The organism is Halomonas sp. PBN3 (assembly GCF_000475415.1).
GTDB classification, from domain to species: domain Bacteria; phylum Pseudomonadota; class Gammaproteobacteria; order Pseudomonadales; family Halomonadaceae; genus Halomonas; species Halomonas shengliensis.
Map to the genome: position 1 here is coordinate 77207 of NZ_AXCA01000001.1, position 20346 is coordinate 97552.

The window sequence follows — 20346 nt, forward strand, 5'->3', positions numbered from 1 at the left end:
TGGTTTCTCCCTCCTCATTGCTAGTCACGGTCTTGCGCCACCCTCACCGAGGGTGGCCTTTTTCGTCTGTGCGTGGCTACACCGTGCGCGAGTAGCGCCCCTTGCTGTGGGCCAAGTAGGCATCGAAGGCCATGGCGGCGTTGCGCATCATCAGGCGCCCGGCGGGCAGCAGCTCGATCTCGTGCTCGCGGATCGCCAGCAGGCCATCGTCGGCCATCTCCAGGAGCGCCTCCAGGGCATCGGCGAAATAGTCGCGGAAGACGATGCCGTGCTCGGCCTCGATGGCGGCGAAGTCGATGCGGTTATGGCACATCAGGGCGTTGATCACGTCGCGACGCAGGCGGTCGTCGTCGCTCAGGCGATAGCCGCGGAACACCGCCAGGCGCCCCTCGCCCAGGCGATGCTGGTACTGGGCGGTCTCCTTGACGTTCTGGCTGTAGGTATCTCCCACCTTGCCGATGGAGGTGATCCCCAGGCCGATCATGTCGCAGTCGGCGTGGGTGGAGTAGCCCTGGAAGTTGCGCTGCAGGGTGCCGTTCTCCCGCGCCAGGGTCAGTTCGTCCTCGGGCAGGGCGAAGTGGTCCATACCGATGTAGACGTAGCCGGCCGCGGTGAGGCGGCGGATGGTCAGTTCGAGCAGCTCCAGCTTGCGCTCGGGGGGCGGCATGTCCTCGGGGCGGATCAGGCGCTGGGCCTTGAACAGCTCCGGCAGGTGGGCATAGCTGTAGGTGGCGATGCGATCCGGGCGCAGGGCGATGATCTTCTCCAGGGTGGCGTCGAAGCTGGCCACCGTCTGCAGCGGCAGGCCGTAGATCAGGTCGACGCTCACCGACTCGAAGCCCGCCTCCCGGGCGGCCTGCACCAGGGCGACGACATCCTCCTCGCTCTGCACGCGGTTGACCGCCTTCTGCACGTCGAGATCGAAGTCCTGGACCCCGAAGCTCAGGCGATTGAAGCCCAGGTCATGCAGCTCGTGGATCTGTTCGGGGGTCACGGTGCGCGGGTCCACCTCCAGGGAGAACTCGCGCTCCGCGGGCGGCGCGAAGTGGAAGGCGGCGTCGAGACTCGCCATCAGCTCGCCGAGCTGGGCATTGCTCAGGTAGGTGGGGGTGCCGCCGCCCAGGTGGAGCTGGGTCATGCGCCGGCCTTCGTCGAACAGCACCCCCTGCACCGCGATCTCCTCCTTGAGCCAGGCCAGGTACTCGGCGGCACGCTCGGTGTTGTGGGTGATGATCTTGTTGCAGGCGCAGTAGTAGCAGAGGCTCTTGCAGAAGGGGATATGCACGTAGACGGAGAGCGGCTTGGGCGTCTCGGCCCGGTTGCTGCGCTCGGCGGCGGCACGATAGTCATCCTCGGCGAAGGCCGTGTGGAACTGCGGGGCGGTGGGGTAGGAGGTATAGCGCGGCCCCGGACGGTCGTACTTCTCCACCAAGGGACGGTCGAAGAGCAGGTGGTCTTGCATGGTGAAACGGCCTCTTGGAAAACCCTGGCACCGCCGCGGCGATGCCGAATGCTGCGCAGTATGCCAGGCCGCGGCCGGCGCGTCGGTACCCTCGAGGGGGTAGTTGACCGAGGTCAATCGGCCCGCCTCGCTGGCGCTCGTCGGGACCAGGCCAGCAGCCGCCAGGCGACGACGCCCCAGGCCAGGCTCCAGGCCAGGGCCGATCCCCACAGCAGGAGGAGCCAGCCCTCACCCGCCGCAAAGGCCACCAGGCGCAGCACGGCGGCCAGGGAGAAGAGCAGCGCCAGCGGCAACAGCAGCGGCTCTCGCTCGGGCCGCCCCTTGGCCCTGAGGATGGCCTGGCGCAGCATGATGCCGCTGGCCAGGGTACCCAGCGCCCCCACGGTGAAGGCGTGCAGCACACCGCCCAGCGGCTGGCCCAGCCACAGGACACGCACCGCCAGCAGCAGCCCGAACCCCAGCCAGGCATACCCCAGCAGCAGGCCGAGCAGGTCGGGGCGCTGCCGACAGGCCCAGGGGCGCCAGCGCCAGAGCCGCCACAGCACCAGCAGCCCCGCTGTCGCCGTCAGGGGCGCTGCCAGGCTTGCCGTGGCTGACCAGGGGGCGAGCAGCGGGGTAACGCCCAGCAGCACGATCAGCGCCGCCTCCAGGCGCGGCTGGACCCCCGCGCCAACCTGTCGCCGGCTGGACATCAGGTGGCCATTGATCGCCGGCGCCAGCACGCGCCCCCCCATGAAGGTCATCAACAGCACCAGCCACAGCACGGCGTGGCGCATCAGCGCGGGGGTCAACATGCCGTGCTGCACCAGGCGCCCGGCCAGGCTGGCAATAGCGAGCAGGCAGAGCAGGCCCAGCAGCGGCGAGAGCAGCCGGTTGCGCCACTTCTTGGCGGCCAGGAAGCGCGGTACCAGCCGCCAGGCGAGCAGCGCGGCGAACAGGGCATCGGCCAGCAGCACCGGCAGGGCCGTGGGCCACAGCAGCCCGCCGGCCCGAGCAGCAAACCACAGCGCCGCCATCCCCAGCAGCCAGCGTCGTGGCAGCGGTCCCAGCAGATAGCCGGCGATCACCGCCAGGGCGAAGCCGAACAGCAGTTCGCGACCGTGTGCCGCAGGGGAGTCGATCAACCCCAGGGGAGCCCCGTGGTAGAATGCCAGCAGTGACAGCGGCACCATCACCGCCGCGTGCACTGCCGCCAGGGGGAAGAACAGCCGCCAGGCGGGCGTGGCGGGACGACCTCTGTCGGCCTTCGTTGACACAGCGCAACTCTCCCGGCGTGTCGTGGTGCTAAGATGTATATGTTTTACCACTTAGAGTCTACGCCTTCGCCGCCGGGAGGTCACGCCATGTCAGGAGCCGTCATCCGCCTCGCCTGGTGCGTCCTCACCTGGGGTTGCATCGGACTGGGCACCGCGGGACTCGCCCTGCCGCTGCTGCCGACCACGCCCTTCCTGCTGCTGGCCGCCTGGTCCGCCCCCAAGGGCTCGCCAAGGCTGGCCGCCTGGCTGCACGACCACCCGCGCTTCGGCCCCAGCCTGGCGGCCTGGCACGCCCACCGCGCGGTGCCGCGCCGGGCCAAGGCCCTCGCCCCGCTCCTGCTGGCCGCCAGCTGGATACTGCTGTGGACGAGCGACATGCCGCCCATCGGCCTGGCGCTGGCGGCGCTGCTGTTCCTGGCGGTGGCCGGCTATGTGCTGACCCGGCCTAGCGCGCCCGCCAGCCCCGAGGCCCCGCCACCGCGCGCCTGGGCCCGGCGCTGATTCGACCTTCGACCATGAGACGCCCCACATGCACCTGACCCGCTTCACCGACTACTCGCTGCGCGTGCTGCTCTTCCTGGCGGTCAAGGGCGAGGAGCGCTCCACCATCACCGAGATCGCCGAGCGCTTCGATATCTCCCGCAACCACCTGATGAAGGTGGTGCAGGACCTCAGCCACCACGGCTACATCACCTCCATCCGCGGCAAGAACGGGGGGCTGCTGCTCAGGCGCGAGCCGGAAAGCATCGTGCTCGGCGAGCTGGTGCGCCGCACCGAACGCGACCTCTCCCTGGTGGAGTGCTTCGGCGACGACAACGAGTGTGTGATCACGCCGGCCTGCCGGCTCAAGCACATCCTGATGGAGGCCCTGGAGGCCTTCCTGGCGGTGCTCGACGACTACACCCTCGAGGACCTACTGGGCCCGCGCCGCCAGCCGCTGATTCGCCTGCTGCAGCTGGACGAGCCTCCCGCCGCCTGAAACCCGCCTCCCGCGCATCCCATGCCGGGTCGCCACCCCTTCCCCTCCGGGCCACCGCCACATCGCGGCGGCCCTGGCGATGCCTCCCCCATTCTTTATTAGGCATTTCTTTTGCCTTTTCTCGTCACGGGTCTAGGCTGTAGATGACGCACGTCAAGCCGGGCAGACATCTTGGCTGGCAAGATGGCAACAGCTGCCCGGTGAGGTCGATTGTCGCAACCGGGCTGTTCTAGGCAGAAGAAGATGCATTCTGGAGGTTACTTATGAAGCTGATCCTCGCAGCCGCCATGCTGGGCGGCGCCGTGCTGGCCATGGACGCCCAAGCCGCCGGAGACCCCGCCGCCGGCGAGGGTAAGGTTGCCGCCTGCGCCGCCTGCCACGGTACCGACGGCATGGCCACTGCACCCATCTATCCGAATCTCGCCGGACAGAACGCCGAGTACCTGGTGAGTTCCCTCAAGGCCTACCGGGCCGGTGAACGCGGTGGTGGCATGTCCGCGATGATGACCCCCCAGGCCCAGGCGCTGTCGGACGAGGACATCGCCGACATCGCCGCCTACTACGCCAGCCTGGAGTGATGGCCCGGGCCGGCCCCAGGCCGGCCCTCTCCTGATGGGTGGCGGCGCCGGCCGCCAGGGCACTTACCCGCAAGGACCTCCCCATGTCCGCGACACCTCCTCGGCCAGCCGCCTTCGCCGGCTTGCTGCTGGCCCTGCTTTGCCTGCTGATCAGCCTGCCGCTGCAGGCCCTGGAGCTCGACCCGCTGCGCGAGGGCTTCCCGCAGGCGGACCGCCTCGAGCCCGCCGACTCCCAGTGGCCGGTCAGCCGCGTGATGGCCGGCGACGAGACGCTCGGGTACGCCTTCGAGAGCGTCGAGATGGCGCCGATTCCCGCCTACTCCGGCAAGCCCGTCAACCTGCTGGTGGGGATCGACCTCGAGGGCAGGATCGTCCAGGCCGACGTGATCGGCCACGAGGAGCCCATCATGCTGGTGGGAATTCCCGAGGAGAAGCTCGAGGGCTTCGCCGATGACCACGTCGGTGCCCACGTCAACGACCGCATGAAGGTGGGCGGCAACCTGGATGCCATCTCCGGGGCCACCGTCACCGTGATCGTGGTCAGCGACACCGTGATGCGTGCCGCCCGCCTGGTGGCCGCCGAGCAGGGGCTGATCGCCGACCCCTCCGCCACACCGGCGGCAACGGTGCGCGAGGATGTCTTCGAGGCGGCGGACTGGTCGACGCTCACCGGCGACGGCACCATCCGCCGCCTGCACCTGACCCATGGCGAGGTGGACGACTCCTTCGTGGGCACCCCGGCCGAGGATTACATGCATACGCCGCAGCCGGCGGAGCGCACCTTCATCGAGCTCTTCTACACCTACCTGAACCCGCCCACCGCCGGGCGCAACCTGCTCGGCGACACCGGCTACGAGCAGCTGATGGAGCGGCTCGACGAGGGCGAGCATGCCATCGCGGTGATGGGGCGCGGCGACTACTCCTTCAAGGGCTCCGGCTACGTGCGCGGGGGCATCTTCGATCGCATCGAGCTCTCCCAGAACGGCAACACCGTGAGCTTCCACGACCGCGACCATATCCGCCTGGGCAACCTCGGCATCGAGGGCGCCCCGCCCTTCGACGAGCGCGATATCTTCATCATTCGCGATGCGGCCGCCTTCGATCCCGGCCAGCCGTGGCAGCTGGAGCTGCTGGTGCGCCGCGCCTCCGGCCCCCTGGACACCGAGTTCAGCCGCTTCAGCGCCGACTACCGCGTGCCCGAGGCCTATATCGAGCGCCCCGAGCCGCCCAAGGAGGTGCCGATCTGGGTCGAGGTGTGGAAGGACAAGGCCTTCCAGATCGCCGTGCTCGCCGCCGGCCTGCTGGTGCTCACCGGCATCATGCTGTTCCAGGACGTGCTGGTGAAGCACCCGCGCATCCTGCGCCCGCTACGCCTGGGCTTTCTGGTCTACACCCTGGTGTTCATCGGCTGGTACTCCCTGGCCCAGCTCTCGGTGGTCAACATCCTGACCTTCACCAACGCCCTGATCACCGACTTCAGCTGGGGCTCCTTCCTGATCGACCCGATGATGTTCATCCTCTGGTCGTTCGTGGCGGTGAGCCTGCTGCTGTGGGGCCGCGGGGTGTTCTGCGGCTGGCTGTGCCCCTTCGGCGCCCTCCAGGACCTGGTCAACAAGGCCGCGCGCAGGCTCGGCGTCAGGCAGTTCGAGCCGCCCTTCGGCCTCCACGAGCGGCTCTGGGCGCTGAAGTACATCATCCTGCTGGGGCTGTTCGCGGTGTCGCTACACTCGCTGGGCACCGCCGAGCGCTACGCCGAGGTGGAGCCCTTCAAGACCGCCATCACCCTGCGCTTCCAGCGCGAGTGGGGCTTTCTGCTCTACGCCCTGGTGCTGGTGGCGATCTCCGCCGTCAACCACAAGTTCTACTGCCGCTACGTCTGCCCGCTGGGCGCCGGCCTGGCGATCCCCGCCCGCCTGCGCCTGTTCGACTGGCTGAAGCGGCACCGCGGCGACTGCGGCACCCCGTGCCAGATCTGCGCCAACGAATGCGAGGTGGCCGCCATCCATCCGGATGGTCGCATCAATGCCAACGAGTGCCACTACTGTCTCGACTGCCAGATCACCTACCACGACGACAAGCGCTGCCCGCCGATGATCAAGCGCCGCAAGCGCTTCGAGAAGGCATCGCGGCTCTCCCGTGGCCAGGGAGGCGTCGGGACCCACGATCCCGCCAGCGCACGGCTGCAGCGGATTCCGACCTACCAGGAGGAGTGAACCATGAGTGACAAGAAGAAAGAGATCGAGAATCTCGGACGCCGCCACTTCCTGCGCAACAGCGCGGTGACCGGCGTGGCCGGGGCGGGACTGGCCGGCGGCTTCGGCGCCGGCACCCTGCTCGGCGGCAGCGAGAAGGCCCGCGCCGCCGAGGGCAGCATCGAGGTTGCCCCGGGCGAGCTCGACGAGTACTACGGCTTCTGGAGCGGCGGCCACTCCGGCGAGGTCCGGGTGCTGGGCGTTCCCTCCATGCGCGAGTTGATGCGCATCCCGGTATTCAACATCGACAGCGCCACCGGCTGGGGGATCACCAACGAGTCCAGGCGCATCCTTGGCGACTCGGCGCGCTTCCTCAACGGCGACTGCCACCACCCGCACATCTCCATGACCGATGGCAGCTACGACGGCAAGTACCTGTTCATCAACGACAAGGCCAACACCCGGGTGGCCCGCATCCGTCTCGACATCATGAAGACGGACAGGATCACCACCATCCCCAACGTCCAGGCGATCCACGGCCTGCGCCTGCAGAAGGTGCCGCACACCCAGTACGTCTTTGCCAACGCCGAGTTCCCCATCCCCCATCACGACGACGGCGTGGTCAACGACGGCCGCGGCATGGAGAACCCGGAGGGCTACTACACCATGTTCAACGGCATTGACGCCGAGAGCATGGAAGTGGCCTGGCAGGTGATCGTCGACGGCAACCTCGACAACACCGACGCCGACTACACCGGTCGCTTCGTGGCCTCGACCTGCTACAACTCCGAGAAGGGCATGACCCTGGCCGACACCATGCGTGCCGAGCGCGACTGGGTGGTGGTGTTCGATGTCGAGGCGATCGAGGCCGCCGTGGCCGCCGGCGAGTTCAAGACCCTGGGCGACAGCGAGGTGCCGGTGGTCGACGGTCGCCAGGGCTCGAAGGTGACCCGCTACATCCCCGTGCCCAAGAACCCCCACGGCCTCAACACCTCGCCGGACGGCAAGTACTTCATCGCCAACGGCAAGCTCTCGCCCACCTGCTCGATCATCGCCATCGACAAGCTCCCGGCGCTGTTCGACGACGCCATCGAGCCGCGGGACGCCGTGGTCGGCGAGCCGGAGCTGGGCCTGGGGCCGCTGCACACCACCTTCGACGGTCGCGGCAACGCCTACACCACGCTGTTCATCGACAGCCAGGTGGCCAAGTGGAACATCGAGGACGCCATCCGCGCCTACAACGGCGAGGAGGTCAACTACCTGCGCCAGAAGCTGGATGTGCACTACCAGCCGGGGCACAACCACGCCAGCCTCACCGAGACCAAGGATGCCGACGGCAAGTGGCTGGTGGTGCTCTCCAAGTTCGCCAAGGACCGCTTCCTGCCGGTGGGCCCGCTGCACCCCGAGAACGACCAGCTGATCGACATCTCCGGCGAGGAGATGAAGCTGGTCCACGACGGTCCCACCTACGCCGAGCCCCACGACTGCATCCTGGCACGCGCCGACCAGATCAACCCGAAGAAGGTCTGGACCCGCGACGACCCCTTCTTCGCCGAGACCGTGGCCATGGCCGAGCAGGATGGCGTCACCCTGGAGACCGACAACAAGGTCGTGCGCGACGGCAACAAGGTGCGCGTCTACATGACCTCGGTGGCGCCGCAGTTCGGCCTGACCGAGTTCACGGTCAAGCAGGGCGACGAGGTCACCGTGGTGGTCACCAACCTCGACCAGGTCGAGGACGTCAGCCACGGCTTCACCATGACCAACCATGGCGTCGCCATGGAGATCAGCCCCCAGCAGACCGCCAGCGTCACCTTCACCGCCGATAAGCCCGGGGTGCACTGGTACTACTGCCAGTGGTTCTGCCATGCCATGCACATGGAGATGACCGGCCGCATGCTGGTCGAGAAGGCCTGATAGCTGTTGAGTCAAGGTAATAGGGCACCCTTAGCCTCATGAAGCGAGAGGCGCCGGGGACAAGCCGAAGAGGAGGTCCTACGCCAGGGATGGCGTCGGTAGCGTACAAGGATGTATTCACAGCGCCTCCTCGCAGGCTTGTCGCCGGGTCAGCCTCGACCGATGAACGCCAACCCGGGTGCCCCCTCCCAATTCCCCCGCCTTTTCGCGGAGAGACGCATGATGCGACGACTGCGAGACGTCGTCCCCCGACTGTTTCCTGCCGCCTGGCTGCTCCTATGTTTACTGGCCGGGCTGCCGGGCGGCCTGCTGGCCGCCGAGCTGACGGCCAGCCCCGGCGAGCCGCTGCAGACGCTGGTCGAGCGGGCCGAGCGCGGCGACCGCCTGCTCCTGCCCGAGGGCCGCTACCCCGGCCCGCTGGTCATCGACCGCACCCTCACCCTCTCGGGCGTGCCCGGCGCGGTGATCGACGCCGGCGGCGAGGGCCACGCCGTGGTGCTCAAGGCCCCGGAGATCGTGATCGAGGGTGTGACCATCGAGAACTGGGGCGCCAACCTCACCGAGATGGATGCCGGCCTCTTCGTCGAGGAGAGCGCCCGCGGCAGCCTGATCCGCGACGCACGGCTCGAAGGCCCCGGCTTCGGCATCTGGCTCGACGCCGTCAGCGACGTCCAGGTGCGTGACAACGTGATCCGCGGCGACGAGTCGCTGCGCTCCCAGGATCGCGGCAACGGCGTGCACCTGTTCAACTCCCGCAACGTCACCGTGGCGGGCAACGATATCCGCCATACCCGCGACGGCATCTACATCGACACCACCAGCCAGAGCCTGCTGCGCGGCAACCATATGCAGGCGCTGCGCTATGGCGTGCACTACATGTACGCCTACGACAACCGCGTGGAGGGCAACACCACCCGCGACACCCGCACCGGCTATGCGCTGATGCAGTCCAAGCGCCTCGAGGTGATCGGCAACCGCTCCGAGGGTGACCGCAACTACGGCATCCTGATGAACAACATCACCGGCTCGACGCTGCGCGGCAACCACGTCAGCGGCGCCCACCAGCGCCGCGACGCCCAGGGCAAGGGGCTGGTCAACGGCGCCGAGGGCAAGGCGCTGTTCGTCTACAACGCCCAGTACAACCGCTTCGAGGCCAACCGCTTCGCCGACAGCGACATCGGTATCCACCTCACCGCCGGCTCCGAGGACAACGAGCTGGTCGGCAACGCCTTCGTCGACAACCGCCAGCAGGTGATGTACGTGGCCACCCGGGCCCAGGAGTGGTCCGAGGCGGGGCGCGGCAACTACTGGAGCGACTACCTCGGCTGGGACCTCGACGGCGATGGCGTGGGCGACACCCCCTATGAGCCCAACGACGCCATGGACCGCCTGCTGTGGCGCTACCCGGTGGCGAGGCTGCTGATGCACAGCCCCGCGGTGCTGGCGCTACGCTGGGTGCAGCGCCAGTTCCCGGTGTTCCGTCCCCAGGGCGTCAAGGACAGCCATCCGCTGATGCACGAACCCGACCTCAACCCACACGACCTCGGAGACGCCGACGCATGACCGCGGTGATCGACTTCCAGGGCGTCACCCGCCGCGACGGCGGCCTGGTGCGCCTCGACGCCCTCGACCTCCAGGTGAACGAGGGCGAGGTGCTGGCCCTGCTGGGCCACAACGGTGCCGGCAAGACCACCACCATGCACCTGATCCTCGGGCTGCTCTCGCCCAGTGAAGGGCGCCTGTCCGTGCTCGGCGGTGCCCCCGACGGCACCCACGCCGAGACGCTGCGTCGCCGCCTGGGCTACCTGCCCGAGAACGTCAGCTTCTACGAGCAGCTGAGCGGCCGCGAGGTGCTCGACTACTTCGCCCGCCTCAAGCGGGTCGACCGCGGCCAGGTGGACACGCTGCTGGAGCGGGTCGGCCTCGGCCATGCCGCCCGGCGCCGGGTGAAGACCTACTCCAAGGGCATGCGCCAGCGCCTGGGGCTGGCCCAGGCGTTGCTCGGCGACCCGCGCCTGCTGCTCCTCGACGAGCCCACCACCGGCCTCGACCCGGCCGCCACCCGCGACTTCTACGAGACGGTGCGCGACCTGCGCGATCGCGGCTGCACGGTGCTGCTCTCCTCCCACGTGCTGCCCGGCGTGGAGCCCTACATCGACCGTGCGCTGATCCTGGGTGGCGGCAAGCGCCTGGCGCTGGGCAGCCTGGCGGAGCTGCGCGAGGCGGCCGCCCTGCCGATCACCATGCGCGCTCGGGGCCATGGCGGCGACCTCGCCACGCGCCTCGCCGGCTGGGAGGACCCGCGCATCGCGGCCCGGCCCGTCGACGGCCACGAGGTGACCCTGACGGTGCCGCCGGACGCCAAGCTCGCGGTACTCCGCCGGCTCACCGACACCGCCGGCGTCGACGACATCGAGCTGCTGCCCCCCACCCTGGAGCACCTCTACACCCACTTCTCCGCCGACCTCTCGCCTGCGACACGAGGAGACGCCGAATGACCGCCATCCTGACCATCGCCGGCAAGGAGTTCCGCGACGGCCTGCGCAACCGCTGGGTGCTGGCCATCGCCCTGGTGCTGGCCTTCCTCGCCGTGGGCATCGCCTGGTTCGGCGCCGCCGCCAGCGGCGGCCTGGGCTTCACCTCGCTGGCCACCACCGTGGTCAGCCTGGCCACCCTGGCGGTGTTCCTGATCCCGCTGATCGCCCTGCTGCTGGCCTACGATGCGGTGGTGGGTGAGCAGGAGGCGGGCACCCTGCTGCTGCTGCTCACCTACCCCATCAGCCGCACCCAGCTGCTGCTCGGCAAGTTCCTCGGCCACGGCCTGATCCTGGGCGCGGCCACGGCGCTGGGCTTCGGTATCGCCGGGGCGGTGATCGCGCTGGGGGCCGAGGGCGTGGCGCTGGCCGAGCTGGCCGCCGGCATGGGGCTGCTGATCGGCAGCAGCATCCTGCTCGGCTGGGTGTTCATCGCCTTCGCCTACCTGATCAGTGTGTGGGTCACCGAGAAGGCCCGCGCCGCCGGCCTGGCGCTGGTGGTGTGGTTCCTGTTCGTGCTGGTCTTCGACCTGGGGCTGCTGGCGCTGCTGGTGAGCGTCGAGCGCGGTGGCGACTGGCTGCCCTGGCTGCTGCTGCTCAACCCCACCGAATGCTTCCGCCTGATCAACCTGGCCGGCTTCGAGGCCGCCCGCAGCTACACCGGCCTCACCTCCATCGCCGAGGGCAGCGCCTTCCACCCCGCCATGGTCACCACCCTCCTGGTGGCCTGGATCCTGGTGCCCCTTGGCCTGGCGCTGCTGCGCTTCCGGCGCCGTGCCGCCTGATCCGCTGGCGATTCCGACCACCCCTCGTGTAGAGAGACCCCGATGAACCGACTCCTCCTGCCGCTGCTGCTGCTGTCCACCCTGCTGCTCGCCGCCTGTGGCGACTCCGAACCCGAGGCGCTGGCCGCCGCCCAACCCATCGAGGAAGGCGACAGCTGCCACGTCTGCGGCATGCTGATCGACGAGCACCCCGGCCCCAAGGGCCAGGCCTTCATGGCGGCGCAGGGCGAGGCGCTGAAGTTCTGCTCCACCATGGACCTGTTCGCCTTCCTCAAGCAGCCCGAGAACGAGACCCAGGTCTCCCACGCCTATGTGCATGACGTCGCCGCCGCCCCCTGGGCCACCCCCGACGACGAGGCCTTCGTGCCGGCCAACGAGGCGACCTACGTGGTGGGTCACGACCGGCGCGGCGCCATGGGGCACACCTTGGCCTCGTTTGCCGAAAAGGCCGACGCCGAGGCATTCCGCGAGGCGCATGGCGGCGAGCTGGTGAGCTTCGCCGAGATCGACCTCGACCTGCTGGGACGCCTGGGCCGCGGCGAGCTGGGCGGTGAGTTCAATGGGGGCATGAAGATGGAGATGGGCGACGACATGGGGGGCATGCAGCATTCCCAGTAGCCTCCCGGCTGCGCATCGTGGACCGGCGTGCTAGCCTCGGGCGCATCGTCCCCCGAGGAGCCCAGGATGCCGTCTCGCCTTCCCCGTCTCGCCGCCGCCCTGATTGGCCTGGCCCTCGCCGGGTCGGCCGGCGCGGTGCAGTTCAACGTCGCCGAGATCGAGCGCCACGGCGCCTGGCAGTCGATGACCCTGAGCCTCGGCGAGCAGCGCCTCTACCGCGCCCTGGAGGGCAATACCTACGCCGACGCCCACTTCGGCGTCACCTTCACCCCCGGCGCCTGCGAGGCCCCCTGGCTGGAGATGCGGGTCGACCTCGGCGAGCGCCAGGCCGAGAGCCGCCCGGTCAACCGCGTGCCCGCCGACCTGCGGGTCGACGAGGCGACGATCCACTCCGGCCAGGCCGAGTTCCGCATCGAGCGTGGCGACAGCGGCTTCTATGTGCAGTTCGACCTGCCGCAGCAGCGCCTGCTGCTCGACGAGATGCGCCAGGGCGAGCTGCTGCGGCTGCGCCTGATGCGCGCCCCCGACGACCCCTGGTTCATGGTCTTCGCCCTCGATGGCGCCGATGAGGCGATGGCACGCGCCCGCACGGCCTGCCGGGACGACGAGCGCTGACAGCCCGCGCCCGGCGCCGTATGCTGGGCCGACCTTCCCATCACGATTCCCTTGACGACAGGAGTCCCCATGCGTCGCCTCGCCCTTGCCCTGCTCACCGTGGTTCCGCTGGCCGGCCCCGCACTGGCCCAATCCAACGACACCGAGGTGGTGTTGCACACCAGCGAGGGCGCCATCGGCCTCGAGCTGTTCGAGGAGCAGGCGCCGACGAGCGTCGAGAACTTCCTCGCCTACGCCGAGTCCGGCCATTACGACGGCACCCTCTTCCACCGGGTGATCGACGGCTTCATGATCCAGGGCGGCGGCTTCGATGCCGACTTCGCCCAGAAGCCGACCCGCGACCCCATCGAGAACGAGGCCGACAACGGCCTGAGCAACCGCCGCGGCACCCTGGCCATGGCGCGCACCGGCGACCCCCACTCGGCCACCGCCCAGTTCTTCATCAACGTCGCCGACAACACCTCCCTCGACCACGTCAGCAGATCGTCGGGGAGCACCTGGGGCTACGCGGTGTTCGGCCGCGTCGTCGAGGGCATGGAGGTGGTGGACGCCATCAAGCGGGTGCCCACCGGCAACCGTGGCCGCTTCGGCGACGTTCCCGAGACCCCGGTGGTGATCGAGCGGGTCGAGGTGCTGGACGCCGCCCCCTGAATAGGCTCTTCAGGCCCTAGCGTCGAGCCGGCCAAAACGACAAGCGCCCCCGCCGGTTCTCCCGGCGGGGGCGCTTATCGGTCGGGGGGCCAAGGCGCCCCGGGATCACCCGAGCATGATCAGCTGCGGATCAGGTGGTCGAAGGCGCCCAGGGCGGCCTTCGAGCCCTCGCCCATGGCGATGACGATCTGCTTGTAGGGCACGGTGGTGACGTCGCCGGCGGCGAAGATGCCGGGCACGCTGGTCATGCCACGCTCGTCGACCACGATCTCGCCGCGCTCGGAGAGCTCGATGGGCGAGTCTTTGAGCCACTCGGTGTTGGGCACCAGGCCGATCTGCACGAAGACGCCCTGCAGGTCGACCTGGCGGATCTCGCCGCTGGCGCGCTCCTCGTAAGTGAGGCCGGTGACGCGCTTGCCGTCGCCGTTCACCTCGGTGGTGCGGGCGCCGAGCACGATGTCGACGTTGGGCAGGCTGCGCAGCTTCTTCTGCAGCACGGCGTCGGCGCGCATCTCGTCCATGAACTCGATCAGGGTCACATGGCCGACGATGCCGGCCAGGTCGATGGCCGCCTCGACGCCGGAGTTGCCGCCGCCGATCACCGCCACGTGCTTGCCCTTGAACAGCGGGCCGTCACAGTGGGGGCAGTAGGCCACGCCCTTGTTGCGGTACTCGGCCTCGCCGGGCACGCCCATCTCGCGCCAGCGGGCGCCGGTGGCCAGCACCAGGGTCTTGGCCTTGAGGCTGGCACCGGACTCGAACTGCACCTCGTGCACCTCGCCGGGGCGACCGGGCAGCAGCTTGACCGCCCGCTGCAGGTTCATGATGTCGACCTCGTACTCCTTGACGTGCTCCTCCAGCGCCGCGGCCAGCTTGGGGCCCTCGGTGTGGGGCACGGAGATGAGGTTCTCGATGGCCATGGTGTCGAGCACCTGGCCGCCGAAGCGCTCGGCGGCAACGCCGGTGCGGATGCCCTTGCGCGCGGCATAGACCGCCGCCGCGGCACCGGCCGGGCCACCACCGATCATCAGGGTGTCGAAGGTCGGCTTCTCGCCGAGCCTGGCGGCCTCGCGCTCGGCGGCACCGGTGTCCACCTTGGCCAGGATCTGCTCCAGGCTCATGCGACCCTGGTCGAAGGGCTCGCCGTTGAGGTAGATGCTGGGCACCGACATCACCTGGCGCTCCTCCACCTCGTCCTTGAACAGCGCGCCATCGATGGCGACGTGGTGGACGCCCGGGTTGAGGATCGCCATCAGGTTGAGCGCCTGGACCACGTCCGGGCAGTTCTGGCAGGAGAGCGAGAAGTAGGTCTCGAAGCGGAGCTCGCCCTCGAGGCCCTTGATCTGCTCGATCACTTCATCGGAGGCCTTGGGCGGATGGCCCCCCACCTGCAGCAGCGCCAGCACCAGGGAGGTGAACTCGTGGCCCATGGGCAGGCCGGCGAACACCACGCCGGTCTCCTCGCCGGGACGATTGATGGCAAACGACGGACGGCGTGCGTCCTGGCCGTCGAGCTTGAGGGTGATCTGGTCGGTCAGGCCGACGATATCGGTCAGCAGGCCGTGGAGCTCCTTCGACTTGGCGCCGTCATCGAGGGACGCAACGATCTCGAAGGGCTGGGTGACCTTGGCCAGGTAGGCCTTGAGCTGAGTTTTCAGATTGTCGTCCAACATGACAGCGTGTTCCTTCATGTTCGGGAGTCGGGATCACGAGACGATCTCGCCCTGCCGGTCGGGCAGCGCGGTGAGCATCTCGTGAGTCGGAATAGGGGCCCCGGGCGGGGGAAGGTGCCCGGGGCGGGGGCGGCGAGGCCCGGGGCGGGACCTCGCGGCAGGGACCGGCTTAGATCTTGCCGACCAGGTCCAGGGACGGAGACAGGGTCTCTTCGCCCTCTTCCCACTTGGCCGGGCAGACCTCGTTGGGGTTGGCACGCACGTACTGGGCGGCCTTGACCTTGCGCAGCAGCTCCTCGGCGTTACGGCCGATGTTGCCGGCGTTCAGCTCGATGATCTGGATCTTGCCATCGGGGTCGACCACGAAGGTGCCACGCTCGGCGATGCCATCTTCCTCGATCAGCACCTCGAAGTTGCGCGAGATGGTGTGGGTCGGGTCGGCCAGCATCGGGTAGGTCAGCTTGCCGATGGTCTCGGAGCTGTCGTGCCACGCCTTGTGGGTGAAGTGGGTGTCGGTGGAGACGCTGAAGATCTCGACGCCCAGCTTCTTGAACTCCTCGTAGTTATCCTGCAGGTCGCCCAGCTCGGTGGGGCAGACGAAGGTGAAGTCGGCCGGGTAGAAGAAGAAGATGCTCCACTGGCCCTTGAGCTGCTCCTCGTTGACCTCGACGAACTCGCCGTTGTGGTAAGCGGTGGCCTTGAACGGCTTGACTTCGGTGTTCAGCAGGGACATTCGCTGATGCTCCTTTCGACTTTGGTATGAGGGTGTCTCGAATACGAGAGGCATGTTAGCCCGCATCGACTGATAGCGACAATTAAATGGTGCCATCACCCTGATAATTCAACCCTATGGCGATGACGCCGCCATGTCAGCCAATGCGCACCGCCTCGCCCTGGCGGTCGAGCGCCAGGAAGGCGTCGACGTTGCCCATCTTGAGCGACTCCACCATGCGCTCGAGCTGGGCCTCGGCCTGATCGGCCGCCGGCTCCTCGCCGCCGCGCCCGGAAAGGGCGCCGACGAAGACGATGTCCCACTCCACGCCGGTGTTGTGCGACTCGGCCACCAAGGCGGCCATGTCGCTGAGCTCCTCGGGGGCCTTGTCGACGCACAGCACCGGGGTGAGCACGCCGCCCTCGCCCTGCTCGAAGCGGGCCCGCTGTTCGGCGGAGGGGTTGTCCGGCAGCTCGGCGCGAGTGAAGACGAACAGCAGGCGCTGGGCATCGGGCTGCAGGCGCGCCTCGCTGAGCAGGTCGGAGAAGTTGGTGATGGCCACGGCAAGCCTCCTGGATCGGTCGAAAGGGGATCGGTCGAAAGGATGAACGAGCGCCAGCCTGCCCCCTTTGGCGGTGTCGCTCAAGGGGCAGGCGGGCGAATCTTCCGGGTCAAGATGGCGAGGGCAAGGATTGCTCGGCGCTGCTCCGGCGACGGGCCTTCGCTCCCGTCAGCCGTGACGGGCGGTCAGGATATGGTGCAGGCCGCCGCACGCCACCAGGGGGTCGTCGCAGTTGACCACCACCTCGGTATGGCCCAGCACGTAGGCCTTGCCGGTGATGGTGTTCTCCACCACCGTGTGGGGCCCGTCCTCCCGGGTGCCGGTGAAGGTGCCGATGAAGCCGGTCTCGCGCAGGGAGATGGTCTCCAGCCTGTCGCCGGGCGTGATGGTGCCCTCGTGGCGCATCAGCGCCAGGCGCGCCGAGGTGCCGGTGCCGGTGGTGCTGCGGCAGATCACCCCGGGGTGCACATAGGTGGCCGAGCGCGAACGGTAGAAGTCGTCGGCGACCTGCTCCACCGGCCCCATGAAGTGCAGGAAGGGCAGCGGGCCCACATCGCCCAGGGTGTAGTGGGAGAAGCCGCGCTCGGCCTGGATCGCCTCGACGATCTTGTGGGCGCACTCGGCAAGCTCGCGCTCCTCGTCGCGGTTGAGGTGGAAGCCGAGCTCGGTGGCGTCCACCAGGGCGTAGAAGCCGCCGCTGTAGGCCACGCTGTAGGTGACCTCGCCCAGCCCCGGCACGTGGATCGTCGCGCGGTAGGTGTCGATGTAGCTGGGCAGCCCCTCGCAGGTGATCGCCTCCACCACGCCGTTCTCCACCCGCGCCTCGATGTTGACCCGCCCCGCCGGGGCCTCGAGGGTGAAGCGCTGCACGCCCTCCTGCTTGGGCACGATGCCGGCCTCGAGCACCGCGGTGGCGGTGCAGATGGTGTTGGAGCCGGAGTAGATGGGGTAGCCCATCACCTCCATGATGATGTAGCCGGCCGCCGCCTCGGGGTCGGTGGCGGGCACCACCAGGTCCACCGACATCTCCGGCACGCCGTAGGGCTCGAACAGCAGCAGCTTGCGCAGGCCGTCGGCATCGTCGCGCAGGTAGTGCATCTGGTCGCGCACCGTGGCGCCGGGCAGGGCGTCGATGCCGCCGAGCACGATGCGGCTGACGTCGCCGCCGGCGTGGGTGTCCATCATCCTGAAGGTCAGCGGGCGGCTCATGGGCGCGACTCCTGGCTGGCGGAGGGCTGGCTGGCAGAGGAAGCGGCCAGGGCGAAGGGCGCGCCGTGCTCATTCCACTGGCTATCGGGCACGATCACGATCTTGCCCAGGAAGTTGCTGCCGCGGCTGACGAAGTAGCGCTCGGCGGCGTGCAGCTCCGAGAGCGGGAAGGCGGCATGCAGCACCGGCTTCAGGTCGCCGGAGCGGATCCAGGCGATCAGCTGTTCGGCCTCCTCCCGGGTGCCGTGGGAGACGCCGAAGATCTGCACCTGGTAGAGGTAGATGCGCGTCCACAGGATCTCCGAGATGTTGCCGCCGCTGGCGCCGGCGATGGAGAGCCGCGGGTAGCTGGTGCGCGCCTTCATGTCCTGGATCATGGTGTCGATGAAGCAGTCGGTCATCTCGCCGCCGACCAGGTCCATCACCGCATCGATGGGCTCGCCCCCAGTGGCTTCGAGCACCCGCTCGGCGAAGCCCTCGAGGTCGCCGCGGTCGATCACCGCCTCGGCGCCCAGCGCCTTCAGCGCGTCGGCCTTCTCCGGCTGGCTCACCGCATAAGGAATGGCGCCGACGATGCGACACAGCTGGATCAGCGCGGTGCCCACGCCGCCGCTGGCGCCGCTGACCAGCACCCGCTCGCCGGCGCTCACTCCCGCCGAGGTCATCATATGGTAGGCGGTCTGGTAGGAGCACATGCCCAGAGCGGCGAGCTCGGCGTCACGCAGTTCCGGGTTGGGCACGTGGTGGAACTGGTCCGAGGGCACGGCGACGTACTCGGCGAAGCCGCCGTCGGCGCCGTGGCCGTAGTAGTCCGGGGTCAGGTTGATGTCGCGCCGGGCATCCGGGTAGAGGTTGAAGTCGAGCAGGCCGCGCTCGCCGATGCGGGCCGGGTCGACTCCCTCGCCCACCGCCGCCACCCGCCCGGCGATGTCGGCGCCCTGGATGCGCGGAAAGGTCAGGGTCGGCTCGCCGCCCATGGCGAAGGAGGTCACCTCGCCCTTCTTCACCGGGTAGAGCCCCTCGCGGGCCTTGCGGTCGGTGTTGTTCTTGGCCGTGGCCGTGACCCGCACCAGCACCTCGCCGGGCCCCGGTTGTGGGGTCGGCACGTCGTCACGATAGACCAGCTTGTCGACGTCGCCATGGCCGGTCAGCAGCATGGCCGACATGGTGGCGGGAACGGTCGCGTCTGGGGGATTCGCCATCTGCTGCCTCCTCTGTGGGGCCGCCGGCGGCGTACCGACGGCGTGGATTGTGCACGAGACGATAGCAGAAGCCCCCCGGCACCACCGAGCCCCTGCGGGGCCCGAGGAGGGAGAAATCCTTTCCGTTTTCGCGGGGAGAAAGTTGCGGTTTTTCCTGCTCCCCGTTCTTGCCCCCTACCAGTGCAGCGGATAGCGACGATGGCGGGCCAGGTTGTTCACCAGCACGGCGACCACCAGCATGATGGCGCAGCCGATGCCGATGGGCATCAGCGGGTACCACCAGCCCAGCCCGGTGATCTCCGGACCGCCGATCACCGCCACCAGGGCGGCCGCCGCTCCGGGCGGGTGCACGCTGTGAGTCAGCTGCATCAGCAGGATGGAGAGCGAGACCGCCAGGGTCACAGCGAGCGGCGTGGCGCCCAGCAGCTGGAAGCAGGCGACCCCCGCCACCGCCGAGAGCAGGCTGCCCAGCAGCACGTTGCGCGGCTGGGCGAAGGGGCTCTCCGGAGCCGCATAGAGCAGCACCGAGGTGGCACCGAAGGAAGCCACGATCAGCAGGTGCTGGGAGAGCCAGTGGGCGCTGAGCCAGCAGATCGCCCCCATGCCGACCACCGCACCCAGCCAGGACCAGAGGGCATCACCGAGGTCGGGGGTCTCGCGTCGCAGGCGTTCGCCGCGCATCTTTCCCAGATAGGTCTTCATCTTCCCTGAATCGTTGCGAATGGACGGCAGAGTCTGCCAAATCACATAACGATATCAAAGACAATATTTTTTATAACAACATGAATGGTATTTGACCGACATCATGCCGCCATGACGCAGCAACATGTTGCACCGTATTAATTGACTCGCATCAAGCCATTATTCCAACGTCGCGCATGCGAAAGGGCCCGGGGAGATGCGTCTCCCCGGGCCCTCGAATTCGTGGCGCGCCCGGCAGGATTCGAACCTGCGACCTTTGGCTTCGGAGACCAATCATGAAAACGTGGAAAACGCGCCGCTCGTGGCGGAGTACTCAAAAAACAACTTGAAGATCAGTGGCTTACAAACTTCAAAGGCCTAGATGTTAATTCACCAATGCCCGATTAACACCGCCTCATATACACATAGATCAGTTTAGTGGGCACAGGCTGTTAAGTCCAGGCATGTCAAAATCTACACCTCGGACCCTTGGCCAAGCGATGGATCAGGCGCTGGAAAGATACATTGGAGCCCCCTCGATTCGCATCGCCTCCACCTGGGGTGCATTGTGTCTCATATAGGAAGCTGGTATTGCCTGTTTCTGGTGTCGCTTGACACCTGGACCTCGCAAGGTGGCGTAACCCCCATGCTTTTCTGAGCATCGAAGCAACGAGCAGAGCATCGCGGTACGCGCACAAAGAGTTATAGGTCGGGTAGACC

19 protein-coding genes are annotated in these 20346 nt (G+C 68.1%); 11 read left to right on the top strand and 8 right to left on the bottom strand.

The features are described 5' to 3' along the window. Positions 1 to 76 precede the first annotated feature (76 nt). Positions 77 to 1462 (bottom strand): oxygen-independent coproporphyrinogen III oxidase, encoded by a 1386-nt coding sequence (hemN, locus tag Q673_RS19200; RefSeq protein WP_023004191.1) that lies wholly within the window; start codon positions 1460 to 1462, stop codon positions 77 to 79. Between the two features lie 113 nt (positions 1463 to 1575). After that, complete coding sequence (locus Q673_RS19205) at positions 1576 to 2718, bottom strand: NnrS family protein (RefSeq protein WP_023004193.1); 1143 nt, start codon at positions 2716 to 2718, stop codon at positions 1576 to 1578. Between the two features lie 87 nt (positions 2719 to 2805). Between Q673_RS19205 and Q673_RS19210 the strand changes: the two genes are divergently transcribed. The 11 genes from Q673_RS19210 to Q673_RS19260 all read left to right on the top strand — a co-directional run bounded on the left by Q673_RS19210 (position 2806) and on the right by Q673_RS19260 (position 13587). After that, the gene (locus Q673_RS19210) at positions 2806 to 3219 is read left to right on the top strand and encodes a DUF454 family protein (protein WP_023004195.1); all 414 of its coding nucleotides are present in this window, start codon (positions 2806 to 2808) and stop codon (positions 3217 to 3219) included. Positions 3220 to 3247: 28 nt separating this feature from the next. After that, positions 3248 to 3697: an Rrf2 family transcriptional regulator gene (locus Q673_RS19215; RefSeq protein ID WP_023004197.1), complete on the top strand. Its 450-nt coding sequence runs from the start codon at positions 3248 to 3250 to the stop codon at positions 3695 to 3697. 263 nt (positions 3698 to 3960) lie between these two features. Then, entirely contained in the window at positions 3961 to 4275 is a 315-nt protein-coding gene (locus tag Q673_RS19220) for a c-type cytochrome (RefSeq protein ID WP_023004199.1), read from the top strand. An 83-nt stretch (positions 4276 to 4358) separates the two neighbouring features. Further along, the gene (gene nosR, locus Q673_RS19225) at positions 4359 to 6488 is read left to right on the top strand and encodes a transcriptional regulator NosR (protein WP_023004201.1); all 2130 of its coding nucleotides are present in this window, start codon (positions 4359 to 4361) and stop codon (positions 6486 to 6488) included. A 3-nt stretch (positions 6489 to 6491) separates the two neighbouring features. Further along, positions 6492 to 8384, top strand: a complete 1893-nt coding sequence (gene nosZ / locus Q673_RS19230; RefSeq protein WP_023004203.1) for a TAT-dependent nitrous-oxide reductase — start codon at positions 6492 to 6494, stop codon at positions 8382 to 8384. 219 nt (positions 8385 to 8603) lie between these two features. Continuing rightward, positions 8604 to 9947, top strand: a complete 1344-nt coding sequence (locus tag Q673_RS19235) for a nitrous oxide reductase family maturation protein NosD (protein WP_023004205.1) — start codon at positions 8604 to 8606, stop codon at positions 9945 to 9947. After that, positions 9944 to 10882, top strand: a complete 939-nt coding sequence (locus Q673_RS19240; RefSeq protein WP_023004207.1) for an ABC transporter ATP-binding protein — start codon at positions 9944 to 9946, stop codon at positions 10880 to 10882. Before Q673_RS19235 ends, Q673_RS19240 begins: the two co-directional genes overlap by 4 nt. Then, positions 10879 to 11703 (top strand): ABC transporter permease, encoded by an 825-nt coding sequence (locus Q673_RS19245; RefSeq protein WP_023004210.1) that lies wholly within the window; start codon positions 10879 to 10881, stop codon positions 11701 to 11703. Before Q673_RS19240 ends, Q673_RS19245 begins: the two co-directional genes overlap by 4 nt. Before the next feature lie 42 nt (positions 11704 to 11745). Beyond that, entirely contained in the window at positions 11746 to 12321 is a 576-nt protein-coding gene (locus Q673_RS19250) for a nitrous oxide reductase accessory protein NosL (RefSeq protein ID WP_023004212.1), read from the top strand. 66 nt (positions 12322 to 12387) lie between these two features. Next, positions 12388 to 12936 carry a hypothetical protein gene (locus tag Q673_RS19255; protein WP_023004214.1) on the top strand — a complete coding sequence of 183 codons (549 nt, stop codon included), beginning with the start codon at positions 12388 to 12390 and terminating at the stop codon, positions 12934 to 12936. Positions 12937 to 13005: 69 nt separating this feature from the next. Further along, entirely contained in the window at positions 13006 to 13587 is a 582-nt protein-coding gene (locus Q673_RS19260; protein WP_023004216.1) for a peptidylprolyl isomerase, read from the top strand. Positions 13588 to 13706: 119 nt separating this feature from the next. Here Q673_RS19260 and ahpF read toward each other — a convergent pair whose 3' ends face one another. From ahpF to Q673_RS19290, 6 genes are all read right to left on the bottom strand, one after another. Further along, positions 13707 to 15260 carry an alkyl hydroperoxide reductase subunit F gene (gene ahpF, locus Q673_RS19265; RefSeq protein ID WP_023004218.1) on the bottom strand — a complete coding sequence of 518 codons (1554 nt, stop codon included), beginning with the start codon at positions 15258 to 15260 and terminating at the stop codon, positions 13707 to 13709. Positions 15261 to 15429: 169 nt separating this feature from the next. Continuing rightward, entirely contained in the window at positions 15430 to 15993 is a 564-nt protein-coding gene (gene ahpC, locus Q673_RS19270; RefSeq protein ID WP_023004220.1) for an alkyl hydroperoxide reductase subunit C, read from the bottom strand. Positions 15994 to 16129: 136 nt separating this feature from the next. Further along, positions 16130 to 16534 carry a hypothetical protein gene (locus tag Q673_RS19275; protein WP_023004222.1) on the bottom strand — a complete coding sequence of 135 codons (405 nt, stop codon included), beginning with the start codon at positions 16532 to 16534 and terminating at the stop codon, positions 16130 to 16132. Positions 16535 to 16702: 168 nt separating this feature from the next. Continuing rightward, entirely contained in the window at positions 16703 to 17743 is a 1041-nt protein-coding gene (locus Q673_RS19280; RefSeq protein ID WP_023004224.1) for a proline racemase family protein, read from the bottom strand. Beyond that, positions 17740 to 18945, bottom strand: a complete 1206-nt coding sequence (locus tag Q673_RS19285; RefSeq protein WP_023004226.1) for a zinc-binding dehydrogenase — start codon at positions 18943 to 18945, stop codon at positions 17740 to 17742. The genes Q673_RS19280 and Q673_RS19285 overlap by 4 nt, the downstream gene beginning before the upstream one ends. Positions 18946 to 19119: 174 nt before the next feature. Next, complete coding sequence (locus Q673_RS19290; RefSeq protein ID WP_023004228.1) at positions 19120 to 19647, bottom strand: HPP family protein; 528 nt, start codon at positions 19645 to 19647, stop codon at positions 19120 to 19122. Positions 19648 to 20346: the final 699 nt, after the last annotated feature.

Excerpts from the sequence above, each read along its gene's own strand:
- Q673_RS19250 (WP_023004212.1), top strand. The coding sequence starts at position 11,746 with ATGAACCGACTCCTCCTGCCGCTGCTGCTGCTGTCCACCCTGCTGCTC.
- Q673_RS19235 (WP_023004205.1), top strand. The coding sequence starts at position 8,604 with ATGATGCGACGACTGCGAGACGTCGTCCCCCGACTGTTTCCTGCCGCC.
- nosR (WP_023004201.1), top strand. The coding sequence starts at position 4,359 with ATGTCCGCGACACCTCCTCGGCCAGCCGCCTTCGCCGGCTTGCTGCTG.
- Q673_RS19220 (WP_023004199.1), top strand. The coding sequence starts at position 3,961 with ATGAAGCTGATCCTCGCAGCCGCCATGCTGGGCGGCGCCGTGCTGGCC.
- nosZ (WP_023004203.1), top strand. The coding sequence starts at position 6,492 with ATGAGTGACAAGAAGAAAGAGATCGAGAATCTCGGACGCCGCCACTTC.
- Q673_RS19285 (WP_023004226.1), bottom strand. The coding sequence starts at position 18,945 with ATGGCGAATCCCCCAGACGCGACCGTTCCCGCCACCATGTCGGCCATG.
- Q673_RS19255 (WP_023004214.1), top strand. The coding sequence starts at position 12,388 with ATGCCGTCTCGCCTTCCCCGTCTCGCCGCCGCCCTGATTGGCCTGGCC.
- hemN (WP_023004191.1), bottom strand. The coding sequence starts at position 1,462 with ATGCAAGACCACCTGCTCTTCGACCGTCCCTTGGTGGAGAAGTACGAC.
- Q673_RS19240 (WP_023004207.1), top strand. The coding sequence starts at position 9,944 with ATGACCGCGGTGATCGACTTCCAGGGCGTCACCCGCCGCGACGGCGGC.
- Q673_RS19245 (WP_023004210.1), top strand. The coding sequence starts at position 10,879 with ATGACCGCCATCCTGACCATCGCCGGCAAGGAGTTCCGCGACGGCCTG.
- ahpC (WP_023004220.1), bottom strand. The coding sequence starts at position 15,993 with ATGTCCCTGCTGAACACCGAAGTCAAGCCGTTCAAGGCCACCGCTTAC.
- ahpF (WP_023004218.1), bottom strand. The coding sequence starts at position 15,260 with ATGTTGGACGACAATCTGAAAACTCAGCTCAAGGCCTACCTGGCCAAG.
- Q673_RS19260 (WP_023004216.1), top strand. The coding sequence starts at position 13,006 with ATGCGTCGCCTCGCCCTTGCCCTGCTCACCGTGGTTCCGCTGGCCGGC.
- Q673_RS19280 (WP_023004224.1), bottom strand. The coding sequence starts at position 17,743 with ATGAGCCGCCCGCTGACCTTCAGGATGATGGACACCCACGCCGGCGGC.
- Q673_RS19290 (WP_023004228.1), bottom strand. The coding sequence starts at position 19,647 with ATGAAGACCTATCTGGGAAAGATGCGCGGCGAACGCCTGCGACGCGAG.
- Q673_RS19210 (WP_023004195.1), top strand. The coding sequence starts at position 2,806 with ATGTCAGGAGCCGTCATCCGCCTCGCCTGGTGCGTCCTCACCTGGGGT.
- Q673_RS19215 (WP_023004197.1), top strand. The coding sequence starts at position 3,248 with ATGCACCTGACCCGCTTCACCGACTACTCGCTGCGCGTGCTGCTCTTC.